Genomic DNA, 17,338 nt, shown 5'->3' with positions numbered 1-17,338 from the left:
CCACACCCAGATCCCCCAACACCCCGGCAAGCCACGCCTCTTCCAGGCCGCCAGGCAACCCCCCAGATCAGGCCGCGCCTGACGGACCCCGCCTTATCAGGATGACTGAAACCCAACCAAACAACTCACTAAAAGGCACAGCGGAAGGCAACCATAGGAAGCAGCGCCCGGCTCAGGCGAGCGTCGCGATGTCGATGACGAAGCGGTAGCGGACGTCGCTGGCGAGGACCCGCTCGTAGGCGGTGTTGACGTCGCCGGCGCCGATCAGCTCGATCTCGGCGGCGATGCCGTGCTCCGCGCAGAAGTCGAGCATCTCCTGGGTCTCGCGAATGCCGCCGACGTTCGAGCCGGCGAGGTTGCGCCGCGTCTGGATCAGCGAGTACGCGAGGTGGTTCTGCGGGTCGCCCGGGCCGCCGACGTTGCACATCGTCCCGTCCAGGCGCAGCAGCGACAGGTACGCGTCCAGGTCGAGACTGGCCGACACCGTGTTCAGGATGAAGTCGAGACTCCCCCGCAGCTCGTCGAACGTCACCGGGTCGCTGGTCGCCCGGTAGCGGTCGGCGCCCAGGCGCAGGCCGTCCTTCTCCTTGGCCAGCGTCTGGCTCAGCACGGTCACCTCGGCGCCCAGCGCGTGCGCGAGCTGCACGCCCATGTGCCCGAGCCCGCCCAGGCCGACGACCGCCACCCGAGAGCCGGGTCCGACCTTCCAGTGCCGCAGCGGTGAGTAGGTCGTGATCCCGGCGCACAGCAGCGGCGCGGCGGCGTCCAGGGCGAGCGCGTCCGGGATCCGCAGCACGAACGACTCCCGCACGACGATCCGCTCGCTGTACCCGCCGTAGGTGGGCGCGCCGTCGTGGTCCCTGCCGTTGTACGTCGCCACCGGGTGGGCGGCGCAATACTGCTCCAGGCCCGCCACGCACGCCTCGCAGGTCCCGCAGGAGTTCACGAAGCAGCCGACGCCGACCCGGTCACCGACCGCGAACCTCGTGACCGCCGCGCCGACCGCCGCGACGACGCCGGTGATCTCGTGGCCGGGTACCATCGGGAAGATCACCGGGCCCCAGTCCTCGTTGGCCTGGTGGATGTCGCTGTGGCAGATGCCCGCGTACCTGATGTCGATGACGACGTCGTCCGGGCGCGGGTCGCGCCGCTCGACGGTGGCGGGCTCGACGCTCGCGCCCGCGGCCGGGATGGCAAGTGCGCGTACGGTGGCCATCGTTCTCCTGTTCGATCATGCGGTCGGGTGGCGCGGCCGGGGCTGACACGCCGCCGGGCTCCGCCGGCCGGCCACACCCGTGGCATGGTCTCGCGACCCGTGGCATGGCCGCGGCGGAACCCGGACGGAACGGTCAGTTCCCGGGCGTTCGACGGGTACGAAGGGCGCGGCGGGCGCACCCGTCGACAAGCCTGCGCGGACGGACCGGCGACGGGATAGTGCTCACGGCACAGCTCTCCGTCGGCGGTGGCCCGCGTCGGCCCGCGCCCACCCTCTGGGTCTCCGCTCGCCGCCTGTCCGGACGCCGGCGCGTCACCCTCGCCGGTGCCGGCGGCGCGCCCGGCGTGGACCGGTGGGCGGACGGCGGCGGCGTGCCCGACGGCGACGGGGCCGGGCCGAGGGCCGCGACCGCCGCCGCGGCCATCGCCCGGCCGTAGCGGTCCGCGCCGGGCGACGTGACCGGGCAGGGCGTCACCGGTGGCATCTGGCGTGGGCAGAAGTGCACCCCGTCGGGGCTGCGCACGGTCACCGCCCCGTCGGGTTCGCACTGTTCACCCGGGAGGCACGGCAGCGTCCGCGCGAACCGGCCGTCCGGCATGGTCACCGCCCGGCCCGCGGGCACGACGGTCGTGTCCGGCAGGTCGCGGGCGATGTCACGCCAGATCTGGTCGAGCGGGGTGAGCCCGCCGTCGCTCACCGGCTGGTCGAGCCGCGGCGGCGCCTCAACCAGCAGGACGTGGGAACCAGCCCGGGTGAGCCGCGCGACCGCCTTCGTGACGTCGTCACGGTAGGCGTCGACGAGGTCGCGGCCCTTCATGCAGCGCGACCCGGTGTTGCCGGAGAAGGACAGCACCGCCACGGTCGGGTGCCACCGTCGTGACTGTTTGCGCATGTCGTCGAGCCAGTCGCAGGGCGCCGTGCCGCCGTACGTGTGGATCAGGAGGGACGTGCCGCCGGCGGCCGTCATCGCCGCCTTGAACGGCCCCTGTGCCTCCCAGGCCAGCGAGTCCCCCCACAGCGCGACCTTCCGGTCCCCGCCGCCGCCCTCGTCCGGCCTGCTGATGACCGCGACCAGTCCCAACAACACCGCCCCGATGAACAGCCACCCGATCGGCCCCGGCCGTCGCGCCGCCACCCAGCCCCCGCCCCCCTGCTCCGAGCCACCGCCGGCCGTGCGCGGCCCCGTCACCGTCCCGCGGCCCCGGTGGGACCGCCGCCGCCTCGTCCCGGCCCCGTCACCAGAGACGGGTCAGAACACACTGCGACAACGGAAAGATGCCCGGTTCCAGCTCCTCAACGCACCCCAGGTGGACTCTCGCACGCCCCGACCGCTCACACCGCTGGCACAGCCGGCGGCCAGGAGTCAGCTGGCGGCCAGGAAGCGGTCCAGGACGCGTACGCCGAAGCGGAGGGCGTCGGTGGGGACGCGCTCGTCGACGCCGTGGAACATGCCGGAGAAGTCCAGGTCAGGTGGCAGGCGCAGCGGGGAGAAGCCGAAGCAGCGGATGCCGAGGCGGGAGAACGACTTGGCGTCGGTGCCGCCGGAGAGCATGTAGGGGACGGCGCGGGCGCCGGGATCCTCGGCGCGCAGCGCGGCGGCCATCGCGTCGACTACAGGCCCCTCGAACGGCGTCTCGACCGCCCGGTCGAGCACCACCCATTCGCGGCGGATGTCCGGGCCGATCAGGTCGTCGATCTGGCTGATGAACTCCTCCTCGTGGCCGGGCAGGAACCGGCCGTCGATGCCGGCCGTCGCCTCGCCTGGGATCACGTTCACCTTGTAGCCGGCATTCAGCTGGGTCGGGTTGGCGGTGTTGCTGATGGTGGCGCCGATCATCCGCGCGAGCGCGCCGAGCTTGGCGACGGTCGTCTCCAGGTCGTCGGTGTCGATCTCGATGCCCAGGGCGTCGCCGACCGCGTCGAGGAACTGGTGCACGGTCGGAGTCAGGATGATGGGGAAGCGGTGCCGGCCGACCCGGGTGACCGCCTCGGCGAGCGCCGTCACCGCGTTGTCCGAGGAGAGCATGGAGCCGTGGCCGGCGCGGCCGCGCGCGGTCAGCTTCATCCAGGCCATGCCCTTCTCGGCGGTCTGGATGAGGTAGAGCCGCAGGTCGTCGTTGATCGTGTAGGAGAAGCCGCCGACCTCGCTGATCGCCTCCGTGCACTCGGCGAACAGGCCGGGGTGGTTGTTCACCAGCCAGCTCGCGCCGAGCGGCCCGCCGGCCTCCTCGTCGGCGACGAACGCGAGGACCAGGTCGCGCGGCGGCTTCCGGCCGGTCCTCATCAGGTCACGGACGACGGCGAGCGTCATCGCGTCCATGTCCTTCATGTCGATCGCGCCGCGGCCCCACAGGCAGCCGTCCGCCTCCTCGCCGCCGAACGGGTGGTGGGTCCAGTCGGCCGGGTCCGCCGCGACCACGTCGAGATGGCCGTGGATCAGCAGCGGCGGGCGGCTCGGGTCGGCGCCCTCGACCCGAGTGATGACGCTGGTACGGCCCGGCTCGGGCTCCAGCAGCGTCGGCTCGAGGCCGACCTCGGCAAGCTTGGCGGCGACGTACTCGGCGGCCGTGCGCTCGAACCCGTCGCCGTTGCCGCGGTTGGTCGAGTCGATCCGCAACAGGTCCCGGCACAGTTCGACGACCTCGTCCTGAGCACTCGCGCTCGGCAGTTCCGCCGCGGTCACGGTGGTCATGGACCCGGATCCGGTCGGTGTCCCCCGGAAGGTTGTCGAATCGTTCGCCATGCCTGACAGTCTGCCCCTGGCGCCTTGCGTACGCCGGATCGGCTACAGAAACAACCTGATCACGGTAACCTATTGGCAACATTGAGACGGACGTCACTCAGCAGACCGACCGGGTGGCCGAAGGTCGCTCGTCAACGGAGCCTCGGCCGACGGCTGGACCCGGTCCGACCGGGCGGACCAGGTGGGCCGGGCAGCGCCTCCACCGGGGCAGCCAGGCCGGACCTGGGATGCCGCGGCTTTCGGATGTCCGGCTCTCGGGTAGACGCCTAAGGGCGCGACGGCGGTGAGGCCAGGTGCGCCCTGAGGCCCTTGATGTCACAGGGCCCGCGCTGGCAGCGCACGGGCCGAAGGAGGCGCGATCGGGCGGTAGCCGCTCTTACGGGGCGGCCGCGCGCCCGGTACACGTCACCGGAGGCCTCTCGCCGGTGCGGCCGGAAGGGGTGGCTCATGACGCTGTATCCGTGCCCACGAGCGGATCTGCACTGCAAGGCGTTGTTCGAGTCGTCAGGAGACCTTGACGACCATTACCGGTGGACGCACGGCTATCGGCGTACCTCGCGGTACTTCGCATCGCTTCGGCCGACACGGCTACCAACGACCAGCGAACCCCGTGGCCTTCGGACCGAGCGGCAGGTCCGAGCAGCCGCGGGCACCGCCCCGGCAGCGGGCACTCTGCCGCCCGGCCAACAGCAGGCGGCCGGACGCGAGGCGAGCGGTTTCGGCCCACCCGCGACAACCGGCGCGGTGAGCTCCCGCCGCACCCGTCACAAGCCCGCTGGCGCGAGCGCTCCCTCACGCCGTGGAGAGCGCCGCGGCTAACTACCAGCGCCGATCTGGGAGGTCAGGGCCGGCTACCTGACAATGTCGTAAGATTCGCAGGTGTTGCCTTCCCGTCGACCAACCTTTTTTCGATCGGTCTGGGCCGGGGGGCGCGTCCCCACGGCCGGGCTAGGACTGGCGGGCCGGGTATGCCGGCAGGGTGGCTAGTCCGATGGCCACCCCGCTCTATGAACTCCAAGCCCAGTTCTTTCGTTCCCTGGCCCATCCGGCCCGCATCCGCGTTCTCGAGCTGCTCCGCGACAGCGAGCGCTCGGTCGGCGAGCTCGTGGGCGAGGTCGGCCTCGAAGCCTCCCACCTGTCCCAGCAGCTCGGGGTGCTGCGTCGCGCCGGCCTGGTGACCACCCGTAAGCAGGGCACGACTGTCTACTACGCGCTGGCGACGCCGCTGATCGCCGGGCTGCTGGACCAGGCCCGGCTGATCCTCACCGGCGTTCTCAACGAGCAGGCGGAGATCCTGCGCGATCTCCTCGCCGCCCAGCCCTGACCCGGCGCCGTCACGCCGCGGCAGGACCCGCCCATGGCCAGCCGCCATGACCGGGCGCGGGCGACCGCGGCGGGCGTCCCTTGGACGCCCGCCGCGGCGCCGCCGTGCCGCCGTGCCGCGTGGCCACGCCGAGGCGTGGCCACGCCGCGTTCAGTAGGAGGAGGCGCGCGCCTCGTCGTCCTCCTCTTCCTGCTCGTACACCTCGGTCCAGCCGGAGCTCACCGTCGCATCGACCTCGCCGTCCAGGTCGTCGTCCGCCGCGCCACCGAGGTCGGCCCGCAGCCGGTCGAGATCGATGGACGGCGAGTGGTATTTGAGCTCCCGAGCGACCCTCGTCTGCTTCGCCTTGGCCCGACCCCGCCCCATGGCCCGACTCCCTTCCGCGACGCCGCGGCACCCGCCGCCGCGCACCGCGCTCGTCGCCCGTACCTGTCGCCTACGACGAAACGTCCACGACACCGATGGCCGCCCGCCCACGCCGCCGCCCGGCGCGCCGGGACCCACCCGGGCGTCAGGCTCCCGCCGCCCGTACGGCCATCGGTGCCAGCGCTCCGCGTCAACCGCTCGACACCGGCCGGCTATGCCGGCCTTCTCGAGGGCCTACGCTGTCGCCCCACGCCCGTCGGGCAGCGGTCGTCGTCGGTAGTCGACCGCTGAATACCTTACAACCTCGTCAGATTGTGAGCGTTGCGGTCGCCGTCGTTGCGGCCACCGCCACCTTCGTTCCCGATCCGCCGTGGATCCTCACTCCCGCGGGCTCGGGGTCACACCGCCAGCGTTCGGGGACCATGCTGCGCTCCTCGACAGGGAACCTGCACACTGGGGGCGTGACGGACGAGCGCAACGTTCTCGGTGACCCTCTGGAGCCGTGCGGCACCGACCCGATGACCGGTTTCTTCCGGGACGGCTGCTGCAGCACCGGACCGGAGGATCTCGGCAGTCACACCGTCTGCACCGTGGTCACGAAGGAGTTCCTCGATCACCAGCGCGCCGTGGGCAACGACCTGTCCACCCCTCGCCCCGAGTGGGCCTTCCCCGGCCTGCGCCCCGGCGACCGGTGGTGCGTCCTCGCGACCCGCTGGCTGCAGGCATACCGGGCGGGCGCCGCGGCGCCCGTGGTGCTCGCCTCGACGAATGCCCGCGCGCTGGAGATCATCCCGCTCGAGGCCCTGCGGGAGCACGCCGTCGACGTGCCCGCGGACCCGCGCTCGCTGACTTAGGCTGGCGCTTCGCGCCAGCCCGGGGTCCCTGCCCGTTGGTACGGCACCGTCGCGACATGAGGACCGGTTAGCCGTCGATCCAGCCGTTCTTCTCGGCGAGCCTCGTCAGGCCACGGCGGACGGCCAGGATCTGCGCGCCGGTCAGCGTCGGCTCGGTCTGCAGCAGGAGCTCGGTGATCTCCCGGGTGAACTCCTTCGCCGACGGGACGTAGAAGAAGTCCTCGGTGTCGTCCCCCGCCTCGCGCACCGGGCCCTCGGCGGCGGCCGTCCCGGCGGCCGGCGACGAGCCGGCCTGGGCCGCGCGCGCCAGCCGCGCGCCGGTCGCCTTCGGCCCGCGGTCACCCTGCTCGACCTCGAACTCCATGGTCACGCCAGCGGTCACCAGATGCTTGTCGACCAGCAGGTCGTTGGCATGGAGGAAGATGTCCTCCCCGCCCCCTGCCGGGGCGATGAACCCGTAGCCTCGAACCTGATCGAACCTCAAGACCTTGCCTGTGCGCACACATCACCCCGAAAAACACCAGTAAGCCGGAACCACGACCGCATCACGGTGCATGAGAGGCGTCGCACGGTCAACGGCCAGCAGGATGGCCAGGCCGACGGTCTGCGGGGAGAGCCGAGCCCTGTTCCCCCTCGGGAACCGGCGGGCCGAAGACGTCATCTCCCCGAACAGACAGCGCGGGCCGTGGAAAGCCAGCCACAACTCACTGACCGGCGAACACCTCGGCTCGCCTCGGGCGCGTTCTCAGGCACGTTGGTACGGCCTGCGGCTGAGTGTAGCCGAGCCTGGACATCCCGTTCGCCACTCTTCGCACGGCTCCCGCCGTGGCCGCCCGAGAGGACGTGGTCTCGGCCAGCTGGGCCTGGTTGACGGGCCTGTGGGCGGGCGGCTCTCTCGTCAAAGGAACAACGACGACGGGGCGAACTCGGCGCGGATCTCGGGTTCGGGGTCGCGCACCACCCGGGTGGGGCGGTCGAAGACCATCGTGGCCCGGTCGCGAGTGCCGTACGCCGGCCAGGGAGGCAGCCCGGGATGGCTCGGGTCGCCGTGCCGGGCGAAGGCGATCCAGGCATCGGCCACCTCGCCGACGAGAACGCCCAGGTCGGGGGCCTCCCCGCCGATCGGGGCGCGGTCGGGGTTGTCGAAGACGAGCGGCAGGTCCAGGCAGTGCGGGGCGCCGAGGATCCCGCCCAGCGCCGAGGTGCGCCAGGCGAGCAGGTACGCGAACACGGGCGCGCCCCCCGCCGCCGCCTTGCGCTCGGCGAGCAGCGACGTGGCGACCTGGAAGCCGATACCCCGGCTCCAGGCCCGCAGGAACGACGGCGTCCAGTAGGGACGCAGCTCCCGCAGCAGCTCGACGCGCAGGTCGGCCCGCTCGCCCCAGGCCTCGGCGAGGCCCGGGCCGACGTCCGCCATCGTCAGCGTGCCGAACCGGGGGTTGAACGCGGACATGAACGTCACCTCGTCGGCGGTGGCGCCGACCAGCAGCGGTACATCCCGCTGGGTCGCCGCCGGGACCGGGTCGAACGGGTGGGCCGGGAGCGCGGCGCCGTCGAGCACGGGCGCGAACCCGAGCGGGCCGGGGCTCTCACCCGCCCTGGCCGCGGCGGCGGCCGCCGTCAGGAGCGCGCTGACGGGAAGCTCCTGGATCCGGTCCAGGCGCGCGGCGTCGAGGTCGAGGCCGCGCACCAGCGCGCGCGCCGCGCGGTCGGCGTGCTCGGCGGTGACGGCCCGCAGGCTGGGCCCGCTCTGGATCGCCGCCCGGTGCACCAGCCCCGCGGCCGCCGGCATGGCGAGCAGCGCGGAGACCTTCGCGCCGCCGCCGGACTGGCCGAACACCATCACCCGGCCCGGGTCGCCGCCGAAGCCCGCGGCGTTGTCGCGGACCCACTCCAGCGCCAGGGCGATGTCGAGCATCCCCGCGTTGCCCGACCCGGCCCACCGCTGCCCGCCCAGCCCGTCCAGGTGCAGGTGGCCGAGCACGCCGAGACGGTGGTTGACGGTGACGACGACGACATCGCCGCGGCGGGCGAGCCGGTCGCCGAAGTAGGCCGCGTTGTTCGCGCTGCCGCTGGAGAAGCCGCCGCCGTGCAGCCACACCATGACCGGCCGCCGGCCGTCGTCGCTGGCGGGCGTCCAAAGGTTGAGATTGAGGCAGTCCTCGCTGACCCGTCCCCGGTCGCCGCCGCCGGACAGGGTGACCAGCGCGATGCTGCGCGCGATCGCGGCGGCCCGGTCGACACCGGGCTCGTCCGCGCCGTAGCGGGCACCCAGCCGCAGCATCGACTGCTTGCACCGCGGCCCCCAGGCGACGCAGTCGCGCACGCCCGCCCACGGCTCGGCCGGTGACGGGGGGAGGAACCGCCCGGCTCCGGACGTCGGCCCGCCATAGGGAATCCCGAGGAACGCGAGCGTCCCGTTCTGCTCGACGAGCCCGCGTACCTTCCCGGACGTGGTGTCGACGACGCTGCCCTCAGCGACGCTGGTCACGCGACCTCCAGGCGGTTTCAGGGCCTGAGCCGGCGCTGGCCGGCCGCGGGGGCCCGGCACGGCCGCATCCGGATGCTACGGCGACTGGCCCCCTCACCGCCCGTATTCGCCAGAGTCCGCACGGGCGATCTAGCGGTGCCCCAGCCAACCGGCGTCGTCGGTCGGTCGGCGCCGGGACGGCGGCGTACGTACGTACGGAAGGACGCGCGCCCGCGGTCCTGGACCAGCGCGCGCCGCGCGGGCGGGCGGGCTGTGTCAGGCGCCACGCTGGCATACGGGGCGTGGACAGGCTCCGGAGGGGCGAGGACGGGCCGGGAAGGATAGCATCCGGGCCATGGCACGTACACCTGTTAATGTGACGGTAACCGGCGCCGCCGGGCAGATCGGGTATGCGCTTCTTTTTCGGATCGCATCCGGGCAGCTCCTCGGCGCGGACACCCCGGTCAAGCTGCGCCTGCTGGAAATCCCGCAGGCGGTCAAGGCTGCCGAAGGAACGGCGATGGAACTCGCCGACGCCGCTTTCCCGCTGCTTTCCGGCGTCGACATCTTCGACGACCCGGTAAAGGCGTTCGAGGGCGCGAACGTGGCCCTGCTGGTGGGTGCCCGGCCGCGCACCGCCGGCATGGAGCGCGGTGACCTGCTGGAGGCCAACGGCGGCATCTTCAAGCCGCAGGGCGCCGCCATCAACGCGGGTGCGGCGAGCGACATCAGGGTCCTGGTCGTCGGCAACCCGGCGAACACCAACGCCCTCATCGCCCAGACGCACGCCCCGGACGTCCCGGCCGGCCGCTTCACCGCGATGACCCGCCTGGACCACAACCGGGCCATCTCGCAGCTGTCCGCGAAGCTCGGCGTCGGGGTCGCGGACATCAAGAAGATCACGATCTGGGGCAACCACTCGGCCACCCAGTACCCGGACGTCTTCCACGCCGAGGTCGCGGGCAAGCCCGTCGCCGACCAGGTCGACGAGGCCTGGCTGGCCGACGAGTTCATCCCGACCGTCGCCAAGCGGGGTGCCGCGATCATCGCCGCCCGGGGCGCGTCGTCGGCCGCCTCCGCCGCCTCCGCCGCGATCGACCATGTCCACACCTGGGTGAACGGCACCGCCGACGGTGACTGGGCCTCGATGGCCATCCCCTCGGACGGCTCCTACGGCGTGCCCGCCGGCCTGATCTCGTCGTTCCCGGTGACCTGCAAGGACGGCGAGTACACGATCGTCCAGGGCCTGGACCTGAACGAGTTCTCACGCACCCGCATCGACGCCTCGGTCGCCGAGCTCGTCGAGGAGCGCGACGCGATCCGCTCCCTCGGCCTGATCTGAATCTCTGGTTCGCTCCGTGCGGGCACGGCGCTCCGGCCCCTTACTCGCTTCGCTCCCAAGGGACCTCCGCGCCGTGTCCTCCTCCGCGAACGTGCGCTCCGGCGACCTCCGCTGCGGCCCGCCTACGTCGCTTCGCTCGTAGGCGGGCCTCCGCGGAGGCGCGCCTCCGCGCCAGCACGGTCGCCTCTCGCTTGAACGGCACCAATCCAGGACCGGCCCGATCCGGGGCCAGCTTCTACCGGAACCACATCGCTTTGCCCGTGGAGTCCGGACTGGGTACTGGTCGCGTCCCATACCGATCAGGCGTGAAGACCGCCCCACGAGCGAAGCAACGTGCTAGTCATCCGAGCGCTGCGCCGTCGGTTTGGTGACGTACAGCGGAACGCAACCGTGCTGGGCGCGGAGGCGCGCCTCGCGGAGGCCCTCCTACGAGCGAAGCGACGTAGGGGGGCCGCAGCGAGGTCGCCGCAGCGCCCGTGAGCGCAGGAGGACGGCGCGCGGAGGTCCCGTGGGAGCGAAGCGAGTACGGGGCCGGAGCGCCGTGCCCGCACGGAGCGAACCAGCAACAACCTTCCAGCCCAACCCCGGGCCGACCCCAACCCCGGCCCCCGACCGGACCGGACCACGATCCGGCCGGGCCACGACGCTTGCTCGTGGTCGGCCAAGGTCTGCCGGCGCGGGTGGCGATCGGCGACGGCGCGGAGTAGACCGGGGGTACGGAGCCAGGGCCACCGCCGGGCCGGACCGACAGCCGCGAGGCTCCCGAGGGAGGCGCGCGATGGACGCGGTGACCCAGGTGCCCAGGCCGGTCAACGAGCCGGTCCGGACGTATCCGGCGGGCTCCGAGGCACGCGCGCGGCTCGCCGCGCGGTGCGACGAGCTGGCCGCGGCGCCCGTGGAGCTGACGGCCGCGATCGGCGGGGAGCGACGGCTCGGGGGTGGGGCGGCGGTCGACGTCGTCATGCCGCACGACCACAAGCACGTGCTCGGGACGTTCCGCGCCGCGACCCAGGACGACACCCGCGGGGCGCTGGCGGCTGCGCGCCAGGCGGCGCCCGGGTGGCGGGCGCTCGGGTTCGACGACCGGGCCGCGGTGTTCCTGCGGGCGGCGGAGCTGCTGGCCGGGCGGTGGCGGGACACGCTGAACGCGGCGACGATGCTCGGGCAGAGCAAGGTCGCGCACGAGGCCGAGATCGACGCCGTCTGCGAGCTGGTCGACTTCTGGCGGTTCAACGTCGCGTTCGCCCGGGAGATTCTCGCCGACCAGCCGGCGTCGGGCGCCGGGGTGTGGAACCGGGCGGACCACCGCCCCCTGGAGGGATTCGTCTACGCGATCACACCGTTCAACTTCACCTCGATCGCCGGCAACCTGCCGACCGCGCCCGCCCTGATGGGCAATGTCGTCCTGTGGAAGCCCTCCCCCACCCAGCAGCTCGCCGCGCACTTCCTGATGGGGCTGCTGGCGGAGGCGGGCCTGCCACCCGGGGTGATCTCGATGCTGCCCGGCGACGGTGCCGACGTCTCCGCCGTGGCGCTCACCGACCCGGACCTCGCCGGCATCCACTTCACCGGCTCGACGCGGACCTTCCAGCACCTGTGGCGCCAGGTCGGCGAGAACATCGCCCACTACCGCGGCTACCCGCGCCTGGTCGGCGAGACCGGCGGGAAGGACTTCGTCCTCGCCCACCCGTCGGCCGACCCGGACGTGCTGCGCGCGGCGCTGCTGCGCGGCGCGTTCGAGTACCAGGGCCAGAAGTGCAGCGCCGCGTCCAGGGCGTACGTCCCCGAGTCGGTGTGGCGGCGGATGCGCGACGGCCTCGTCGGCGAGACCGAGACGCTCATGACCGGGGATGTCACCGACCCCGCGGTGTTCTGCGGCGCGCTCATCGACGCCCGCGCCTACGCCCGGGTGACGGCGGCGATCAACCGGGCCCGGCGGGTCGACTCGCTGACGATCGTCGCCGGCGGGCTGGCGGACGACAGCCGCGGCTGGTTCGTCCGCCCGACGATCGTCCTCGGCACCGACCCCGCGGACGAGGCGTTCGCCACCGAGTACTTCGGCCCGCTGCTCGCCGTCCACGTCTTCGCCGACGCCGACTACGACCGGGTCCTCGTCGGGATCGCCGACCCCGACGCGTCGCGCTACGCGCTGACCGGCGCGGTCATCGCCCAGGACCGGGCCGCGGCGGCGGCGGCCCTCGACGCGCTGCGGTTCGCGGCGGGCAACTTCTACGTCAACGACAAGCCAACCGGCGCGGTCGTCGGCCAGCAGCCCTTCGGGGGCGCCCGCGCCTCCGGCACCGACGACAAGGCCGGCTCGGCGCTGAACCTCCTGCGCTGGACCAGTCCGCGCGCCATCAAGGAGAATCTCCGCCCACCGACCAACCACCACTACCCCTCCTGAAGCGGCCGGGTTGGCGATGGTCGGCGGGGTGAGATAGGTCAATTTGGAAGCTTGAAACTTAGAATTGATCGTCTCGCAACCGAACGCGGCCAGCGGTGCTGGACAGTGTTGGCGTGGTCGACATCGGGGACTTCACCGGCGGTCGCTGGCGCGCCGCCACTGCCCGGTGTCCGAAGACGATGACGCACGGCCCCTGCGCCGGGGTCGACACGGACGGGTCCTGCGAGGTTCCCGGGTTCGGGACCTGCGCCTTCCTCGAGGTCGACCCCGCCGGCTGGCCCTACGCCGCCGCGCCCGCCGCGCCCGCTGGGCCCGCCGGGCAGGTCCCGGCCGCCAGCCGCCGGGACTCGCCGGGCTCTCCCGCCGGCCGACCTCCGCGGGTCGCCGAGTTCCTGGCCGCGGCCGCCACCCGGCCGGTGATCGTCGCCGACCTGCCCGCCGCGCCGCTGTCCGCCGCCAGCCTGCGCGCGAGCGCGGCGGCGCTCGCCGGCACGGCCGACGCCTGCCTGCTCGGCGACCACGGCGGCGCGCGGGTCCAGTTCCCGCCCTCCTACCGGGCCCGGCTGCTCGCCGAGGAAGGCGTCCCCGCCTGGGCCGGGATCAACTGCCGGGACCGCAACCAGGTCGCGATCGAGGGCGAGATCGCGGCCTGCGCCGACGCAGGCGCTGTCGCGCTGCACTGCGTCACCGGCGACCACACCGCGCTCGGCCACCGGGCGGACGCCGCGGGGGTCTTCGACCTGGACTCCGTCGGCGTCGTGGAGCTTGCCGCCGCCGCGGCGGCGCGCTCCGGCGGGCCGCTGTGCTCGGTCGCGCACGCCCCCGCCGCGCCCCCGGCGGAGCGGCGGCTCCCCCGGCTGCTCGCCAAGATCGACGCGGGCGCGGACGCGGTGTTCGTCGACCACTGCGGCGGGCCGGGGCCGGTCGCGGACGCGGTCGGTGAGCTGCGCGCGGCCGGCTTCACGGGGCTGGTGCTCATCTGTGTCCCGGTCGTCACGAGCGCGGCGTCGGCGGCGGTGATCGCCTCGTTCGCGGGCGCCCGGCTACCGCCCGGCTACCTGGAGCGGATCACTGGCGACGCGTGGGCGCCACCGGCCAACGGCGCCGCGGGTGCCGCGGGCACGGGAATCGCGGCCGTCACGGCGGTGGAGGCGGCCGAGATCGAGGCTGCCGGGATCGCGGAGTGCACCGAGCTCGCCGAGCGGATGCTGGAGATCCCCGGCGTCGACGGAGTGAACCTCTCCGGCGGCGCCCCACCCGGCCAGGAGGCGGCGCTCGCCACGGCGATGGCCGAGATCGCCAGGCGGGTGCTCGGCGTCGCCGCGCCGCCCGGCCGCCGGGGGCGACGCCGGGCAGCCGCTGGCACGGGAGCCGGGCCGTCATGAGACGGTTCACCATGGGACACGGGGCGCGAACCGCCCGCATCGGACGAGTCACGCGCAAGGGGCAGACCGTGTACAGAGGGCGGGCGGCGCGGACGGGGCCGGTCAGGCGGGCGGTCGCCTGCGCCGGCGAGCTGGGAGGCGTTGTGGGCGGATGGCGGTGGGCATGAGCTGGCTGCGCTCGGCGATGACGGCGACGGGTGACATCGTCGACGTCGAGATCGCGGACGGGGTGATCGGGCAGGTGCTGCCCGCCGGGACGGCCGGCGCCGGCACGACCGGCACCTCGGCGGACGCTGCCGCGACGGCCGGCGGGCTCGGCCCGGACGACGTCGACCTGTCGGGCCAGGTGCTGCTCCCGTCGTTCGTCGAGCCGCACGCGCACCTGGACAAGGCGCTCACCGCCTCGCTCGGGCCCAACCTCACCGGCGACCTCGCCGGCGCCATCGCCGCGATGGAACTGCTGCGCGAGCTGACCACGCCCGCGGACATCATCACCCGGGCCGAGGCGGCGCTGCGCATCCACCTCGCCTACGGCACCACCCACATCCGCTCCCACGTCAACGTGCTCTCCGACGTGGGCCTGTCGGGCCTGGAGGCGATGATCGAGGTCCGGGAGCGCTGGCGCGGTGTCATCGACCTGCAGCTGGTGGCGCTGGTCAACGACGCCGCCGGCCCGTTGCTGCGCGAGGCCCTCAAGATCGGCGCGGACGTCGCCGGCGGCTGCCCGCACATGGAGGACGACCCGGACCGGGCCGTCGCCGCCTGCCTGGACGCCGCCGGCGAGGCGGGCAAGCCGATGGACCTGCACACCGACGAGACGCTCAACCCGGCCGCGCTGAGCCTGCGGACCATGGCCGACCTGGTCCTGCGCACCGGATTCCCGCACGGCGTGACGGCGAGCCACTGCGTCAGCCTGTCGATGCAGCCGATCGAGACCCAGCGGGAGATCTCGGAGCGGGTCGCCGAGGCCGGCATCGCCGTCGTCGCGCTGCCGCAGACGAACCTGTTCCTGCAGGGCCGCGACCACCCGGTCGCGACCCCGAGGGGGCTGACCGCCGTCGGGCCGCTGCTGCGCGCCGGGGCGACGGTCGCCGCCGGCGGCGACAACCTGCGCGACCCGTTCCACCTCGTCGGCCGCGGCGACGCGCTGGAGGTCGCGGCGCTCATGATCACCTGTGGCCATCTCGACCCGATCGAGGCGCTGGACACGGTGACCGCGGCGCCGCGGGCGGCGATGGGCCTGCCGGCGGTGACGCTGACGCCCGGCGCGCCCGCCGACCTGGTCGCGATGCCCGCGACCGACGTGCTCGACGCCCTCGGCATCGCCGGCGCCGAGCGGACCGTGTGGCGCGACGGCCGGGTCGTCGCCCGCACCGTGGTGCGTTCCGAGCTCGCCGCCCCGCCGGGGGCGTCGCCCGTCTCCGCCGCGTCCGCATGGTCGACGGGTTCGTCCACCCCCTTCCAACCGAAGGCCTAGCCGATGACGATGACAACCGAACCCCCGCCCGCGACGACCGCGGCGCTGCGCTTCTCCGGCGTCAGCAAGAAGTTCAAGGACGGCACGGTCGCGCTCACCGGCGCCGACCTGGCGGTCGCGCCCGGCGAGTTCGTCACGGTCGTCGGCCCGTCGGGCTGCGGGAAGAGCACGTTGCTGCGGATCGCCAGCGGCCTGGACAAGGCGAGCGACGGCGAGGTCGACGTCCATTCAAAGTCCGTCGGCTACGTCTTCCAGGACGCCACCCTGCTGCCCTGGCGCACTGTCTGGGACAACGTCCGGCTGCTCGCCGAGCTCGAGCGCATGGACAAGAAGGAGCGCGACCGGCGGGTCCGCGACGCGATCGACCTGGTCGGCCTCACCGGTTTCGAGAAGCACCTGCCGCAGGAGCTGTCTGGCGGCATGCGAATGCGCGTGTCGCTGGCCCGGTCGATGGTGCTGGCCCCGGACGTGTTCCTGTTCGACGAGCCGTTCGGGGCGCTCGACGAGATCACCCGGGAGCGGCTCAACGACGAGCTGCTGCGCATGTTCATCCAGAGCCGGTTCGCGGCGCTGTTCATCACTCACTCGGTGCAGGAAGCCGTTTTCCTGTCCGGGCGGGTGCTGGTGATGAGTGGCCGGCCGGGCCGGGTGAAGGCCGAGGTGGCCGTCCCGTTCGACTACCCGCGCGCACCGGAGATCCGCTACAGCGCCGAGTTCGCCGCGCTGTGCGGCGAGGTCTCCCAATACCTCAGGGACGTGTGACGATCATGACGGTTGACGTTGACTCCACGGCGGCAACCCCCGCCGTCGGGCCGGCGCCGGGCGAGGTGGTCGCGCCGCCGGTGGCCCCCCGCGCTCCCGGTGGTTGGTGGGCGCGGTCGCGCGGGACGCTCTTCAACAAGTTCCTGCTGCCGTTCTGCGTGTTCGCCCTGTTCGTCGGCGGCTGGTACCTGGTCTCGGGGCTCACGCTGACCAAGCAGCAGCGGTTCATGCTTCCGCTGCCGCACGACGTGATCCGGGTCGGCTTCCTCGACTGGTCGAACTTCAAGGTCATTCTTGAGGCGCTGCGTTACACCGTCATCGTCACCTTCATCGGACTGGCGATCTCGATGGTCCTCGGGGTGCTCGCCGCGGTGCTCATGAGCCAGGCGCAGTGGATCGAGAGCTCGCTCTACCCGTGGGCGGTCGTCCTGCAGACCGTGCCGATCCTCGCGCTCACCCCGGTGCTGAGCTTCTTCTTCGGGTTCGCGCTCACCAGCCGGACGATCGTCTGCGTCATCATCGCGTTCTTCCCGATCGTCTCGAACACGCTGTTCGGCCTGCAGTCGGTCGACAGGGGCATGCACGAGCTGTTCACCCTGCACCACACCGGCCGGCTCACCAGGCTGTGGAAGCTGCAGCTGCCGGCCGCACTGCCGGCGATGTTCTCCGGTTTCCGGGTCGCCGCGGGGCTGTCGGTCATCGGCGCGATCGTCGGGGAGTTCTTCTTCAAGCAGGGCAACGCCGGGCTCGGCACCAACCTGTCCGTCTACAGCTCGCGGCTCGAGGGCGAGCGGCTGTGGGCGACGACGCTGGTGGCGAGCCTGCTCGGCATCGCCGTCTTCGTCTTCTTCGGCTGGCTGTCGCGCCGCGTCGTCGGCCGCTGGTACCAGGCGAAGCGAGGCTGATCCTTCCGTCACGCCTCCGTCACGCCCGAGGCGGCGGCCCCAAGGCACAAGGTCGGCAGCGGCGCCGTGAACGCTCCCTCCCGAGTTTGT

General features: G+C 73.0%; 14 protein-coding genes. 8 read left to right on the top strand and 6 right to left on the bottom strand.

Annotated elements, in window-relative coordinates; genetic code table 11:
- Window positions 1-172: 172 nt before the first annotated feature.
- The 3 genes from BCD48_RS29375 to BCD48_RS29365 form a co-directional block, all read right to left on the bottom strand.
- Window positions 173-1,216 (bottom strand): NAD(P)-dependent alcohol dehydrogenase, encoded by a 1,044-nt coding sequence (locus BCD48_RS29375; protein ID WP_071051627.1) that lies wholly within the window; start codon window positions 1,214-1,216, stop codon window positions 173-175.
- 133 nt (window positions 1,217-1,349) lie between these two features.
- Window positions 1,350-2,351 (bottom strand): DUF459 domain-containing protein, encoded by a 1,002-nt coding sequence (locus BCD48_RS29370; protein WP_241842076.1) that lies wholly within the window; start codon window positions 2,349-2,351, stop codon window positions 1,350-1,352.
- Window positions 2,352-2,579: 228 nt separating this feature from the next.
- Window positions 2,580-3,908, bottom strand: a complete 1,329-nt coding sequence (locus BCD48_RS29365; RefSeq protein WP_241842075.1) for a M20/M25/M40 family metallo-hydrolase — start codon at window positions 3,906-3,908, stop codon at window positions 2,580-2,582.
- Between the two features lie 1,042 nt (window positions 3,909-4,950).
- On the opposite strand from BCD48_RS29365, the gene BCD48_RS29360 reads away from it, so the two are divergent.
- Window positions 4,951-5,283 (top strand): ArsR/SmtB family transcription factor, encoded by a 333-nt coding sequence (locus BCD48_RS29360; RefSeq protein ID WP_071051624.1) that lies wholly within the window; start codon window positions 4,951-4,953, stop codon window positions 5,281-5,283.
- Between the two features lie 150 nt (window positions 5,284-5,433).
- Here the strand turns inward: BCD48_RS29360 and BCD48_RS29355 are convergent, their stop codons facing one another.
- Entirely contained in the window at window positions 5,434-5,649 is a 216-nt protein-coding gene (locus tag BCD48_RS29355) for a DUF3073 domain-containing protein (protein WP_071051623.1), read from the bottom strand.
- 314 nt (window positions 5,650-5,963) lie between these two features.
- Between BCD48_RS29355 and BCD48_RS29350 the strand changes: the two genes are divergently transcribed.
- Complete coding sequence (locus BCD48_RS29350) at window positions 5,964-6,503, top strand: DUF2237 family protein (protein ID WP_241842074.1); 540 nt, start codon at window positions 5,964-5,966, stop codon at window positions 6,501-6,503.
- Between the two features lie 67 nt (window positions 6,504-6,570).
- Here the strand turns inward: BCD48_RS29350 and BCD48_RS29345 are convergent, their stop codons facing one another.
- Entirely contained in the window at window positions 6,571-7,005 is a 435-nt protein-coding gene (locus BCD48_RS29345; protein WP_071051622.1) for a cold-shock protein, read from the bottom strand.
- 396 nt (window positions 7,006-7,401) lie between these two features.
- Window positions 7,402-8,994 carry a carboxylesterase/lipase family protein gene (locus BCD48_RS29340; protein ID WP_083419379.1) on the bottom strand — a complete coding sequence of 531 codons (1,593 nt, stop codon included), beginning with the start codon at window positions 8,992-8,994 and terminating at the stop codon, window positions 7,402-7,404.
- 334 nt (window positions 8,995-9,328) lie between these two features.
- Here BCD48_RS29340 and BCD48_RS29335 point away from each other — a divergent pair, with 334 nt between their 5' ends.
- The 6 genes from BCD48_RS29335 (at window position 9,329) to BCD48_RS29310 (ending at window position 17,248) form a co-directional block, all read left to right on the top strand.
- On the top strand, window positions 9,329-10,315 hold the full coding sequence (locus tag BCD48_RS29335; protein WP_071051621.1) for a malate dehydrogenase: 987 nt from the start codon (window positions 9,329-9,331) through the stop codon (window positions 10,313-10,315).
- A gap of 778 nt (window positions 10,316-11,093) precedes the next feature.
- A complete protein-coding gene (pruA, locus tag BCD48_RS29330; protein ID WP_071051620.1) occupies window positions 11,094-12,719 on the top strand; it encodes an L-glutamate gamma-semialdehyde dehydrogenase in 1,626 nt (541 codons plus the stop codon).
- Window positions 12,720-12,814: 95 nt separating this feature from the next.
- Window positions 12,815-14,104, top strand: a complete 1,290-nt coding sequence (locus BCD48_RS29325) for a methylenetetrahydrofolate reductase C-terminal domain-containing protein (RefSeq protein ID WP_083419376.1) — start codon at window positions 12,815-12,817, stop codon at window positions 14,102-14,104.
- Window positions 14,105-14,255: 151 nt separating this feature from the next.
- Window positions 14,256-15,581 carry an amidohydrolase family protein gene (locus BCD48_RS29320; RefSeq protein ID WP_083419375.1) on the top strand — a complete coding sequence of 442 codons (1,326 nt, stop codon included), beginning with the start codon at window positions 14,256-14,258 and terminating at the stop codon, window positions 15,579-15,581.
- 3 nt (window positions 15,582-15,584) lie between these two features.
- Window positions 15,585-16,343 carry an ABC transporter ATP-binding protein gene (locus BCD48_RS29315; protein ID WP_071051619.1) on the top strand — a complete coding sequence of 253 codons (759 nt, stop codon included), beginning with the start codon at window positions 15,585-15,587 and terminating at the stop codon, window positions 16,341-16,343.
- Window positions 16,344-16,348: 5 nt separating this feature from the next.
- On the top strand, window positions 16,349-17,248 hold the full coding sequence (locus BCD48_RS29310) for an ABC transporter permease (RefSeq protein WP_071051642.1): 900 nt from the start codon (window positions 16,349-16,351) through the stop codon (window positions 17,246-17,248).
- Window positions 17,249-17,338 lie beyond the last annotated feature (90 nt).

It is taken from the genome of Pseudofrankia coriaricola (assembly GCF_001854805.1).
Classification (GTDB): domain Bacteria; phylum Actinomycetota; class Actinomycetes; order Frankiales; family Frankiaceae; genus Pseudofrankia.
Note: the sequence above shows the minus strand (reverse complement) of the source record. Positions and strands in the feature narration are given on the sequence as shown.

Coding starts and splice junctions, on each gene's coding strand:
- BCD48_RS29320 (WP_083419375.1), top strand. CDS start 14,256: ATGGCGGTGGGCATGAGCTGGCTGCGCTCGGCGATGACGGCGACGGGT.
- pruA (WP_071051620.1), top strand. CDS start 11,094: ATGGACGCGGTGACCCAGGTGCCCAGGCCGGTCAACGAGCCGGTCCGG.
- BCD48_RS29310 (WP_071051642.1), top strand. CDS start 16,349: ATGACGGTTGACGTTGACTCCACGGCGGCAACCCCCGCCGTCGGGCCG.
- BCD48_RS29365 (WP_241842075.1), bottom strand. CDS start 3,908: ATGACCACCGTGACCGCGGCGGAACTGCCGAGCGCGAGTGCTCAGGAC.
- BCD48_RS29315 (WP_071051619.1), top strand. CDS start 15,585: ATGACGATGACAACCGAACCCCCGCCCGCGACGACCGCGGCGCTGCGC.
- BCD48_RS29335 (WP_071051621.1), top strand. CDS start 9,329: ATGGCACGTACACCTGTTAATGTGACGGTAACCGGCGCCGCCGGGCAG.
- BCD48_RS29355 (WP_071051623.1), bottom strand. CDS start 5,649: ATGGGGCGGGGTCGGGCCAAGGCGAAGCAGACGAGGGTCGCTCGGGAG.
- BCD48_RS29360 (WP_071051624.1), top strand. CDS start 4,951: ATGGCCACCCCGCTCTATGAACTCCAAGCCCAGTTCTTTCGTTCCCTG.
- BCD48_RS29375 (WP_071051627.1), bottom strand. CDS start 1,216: ATGGCCACCGTACGCGCACTTGCCATCCCGGCCGCGGGCGCGAGCGTC.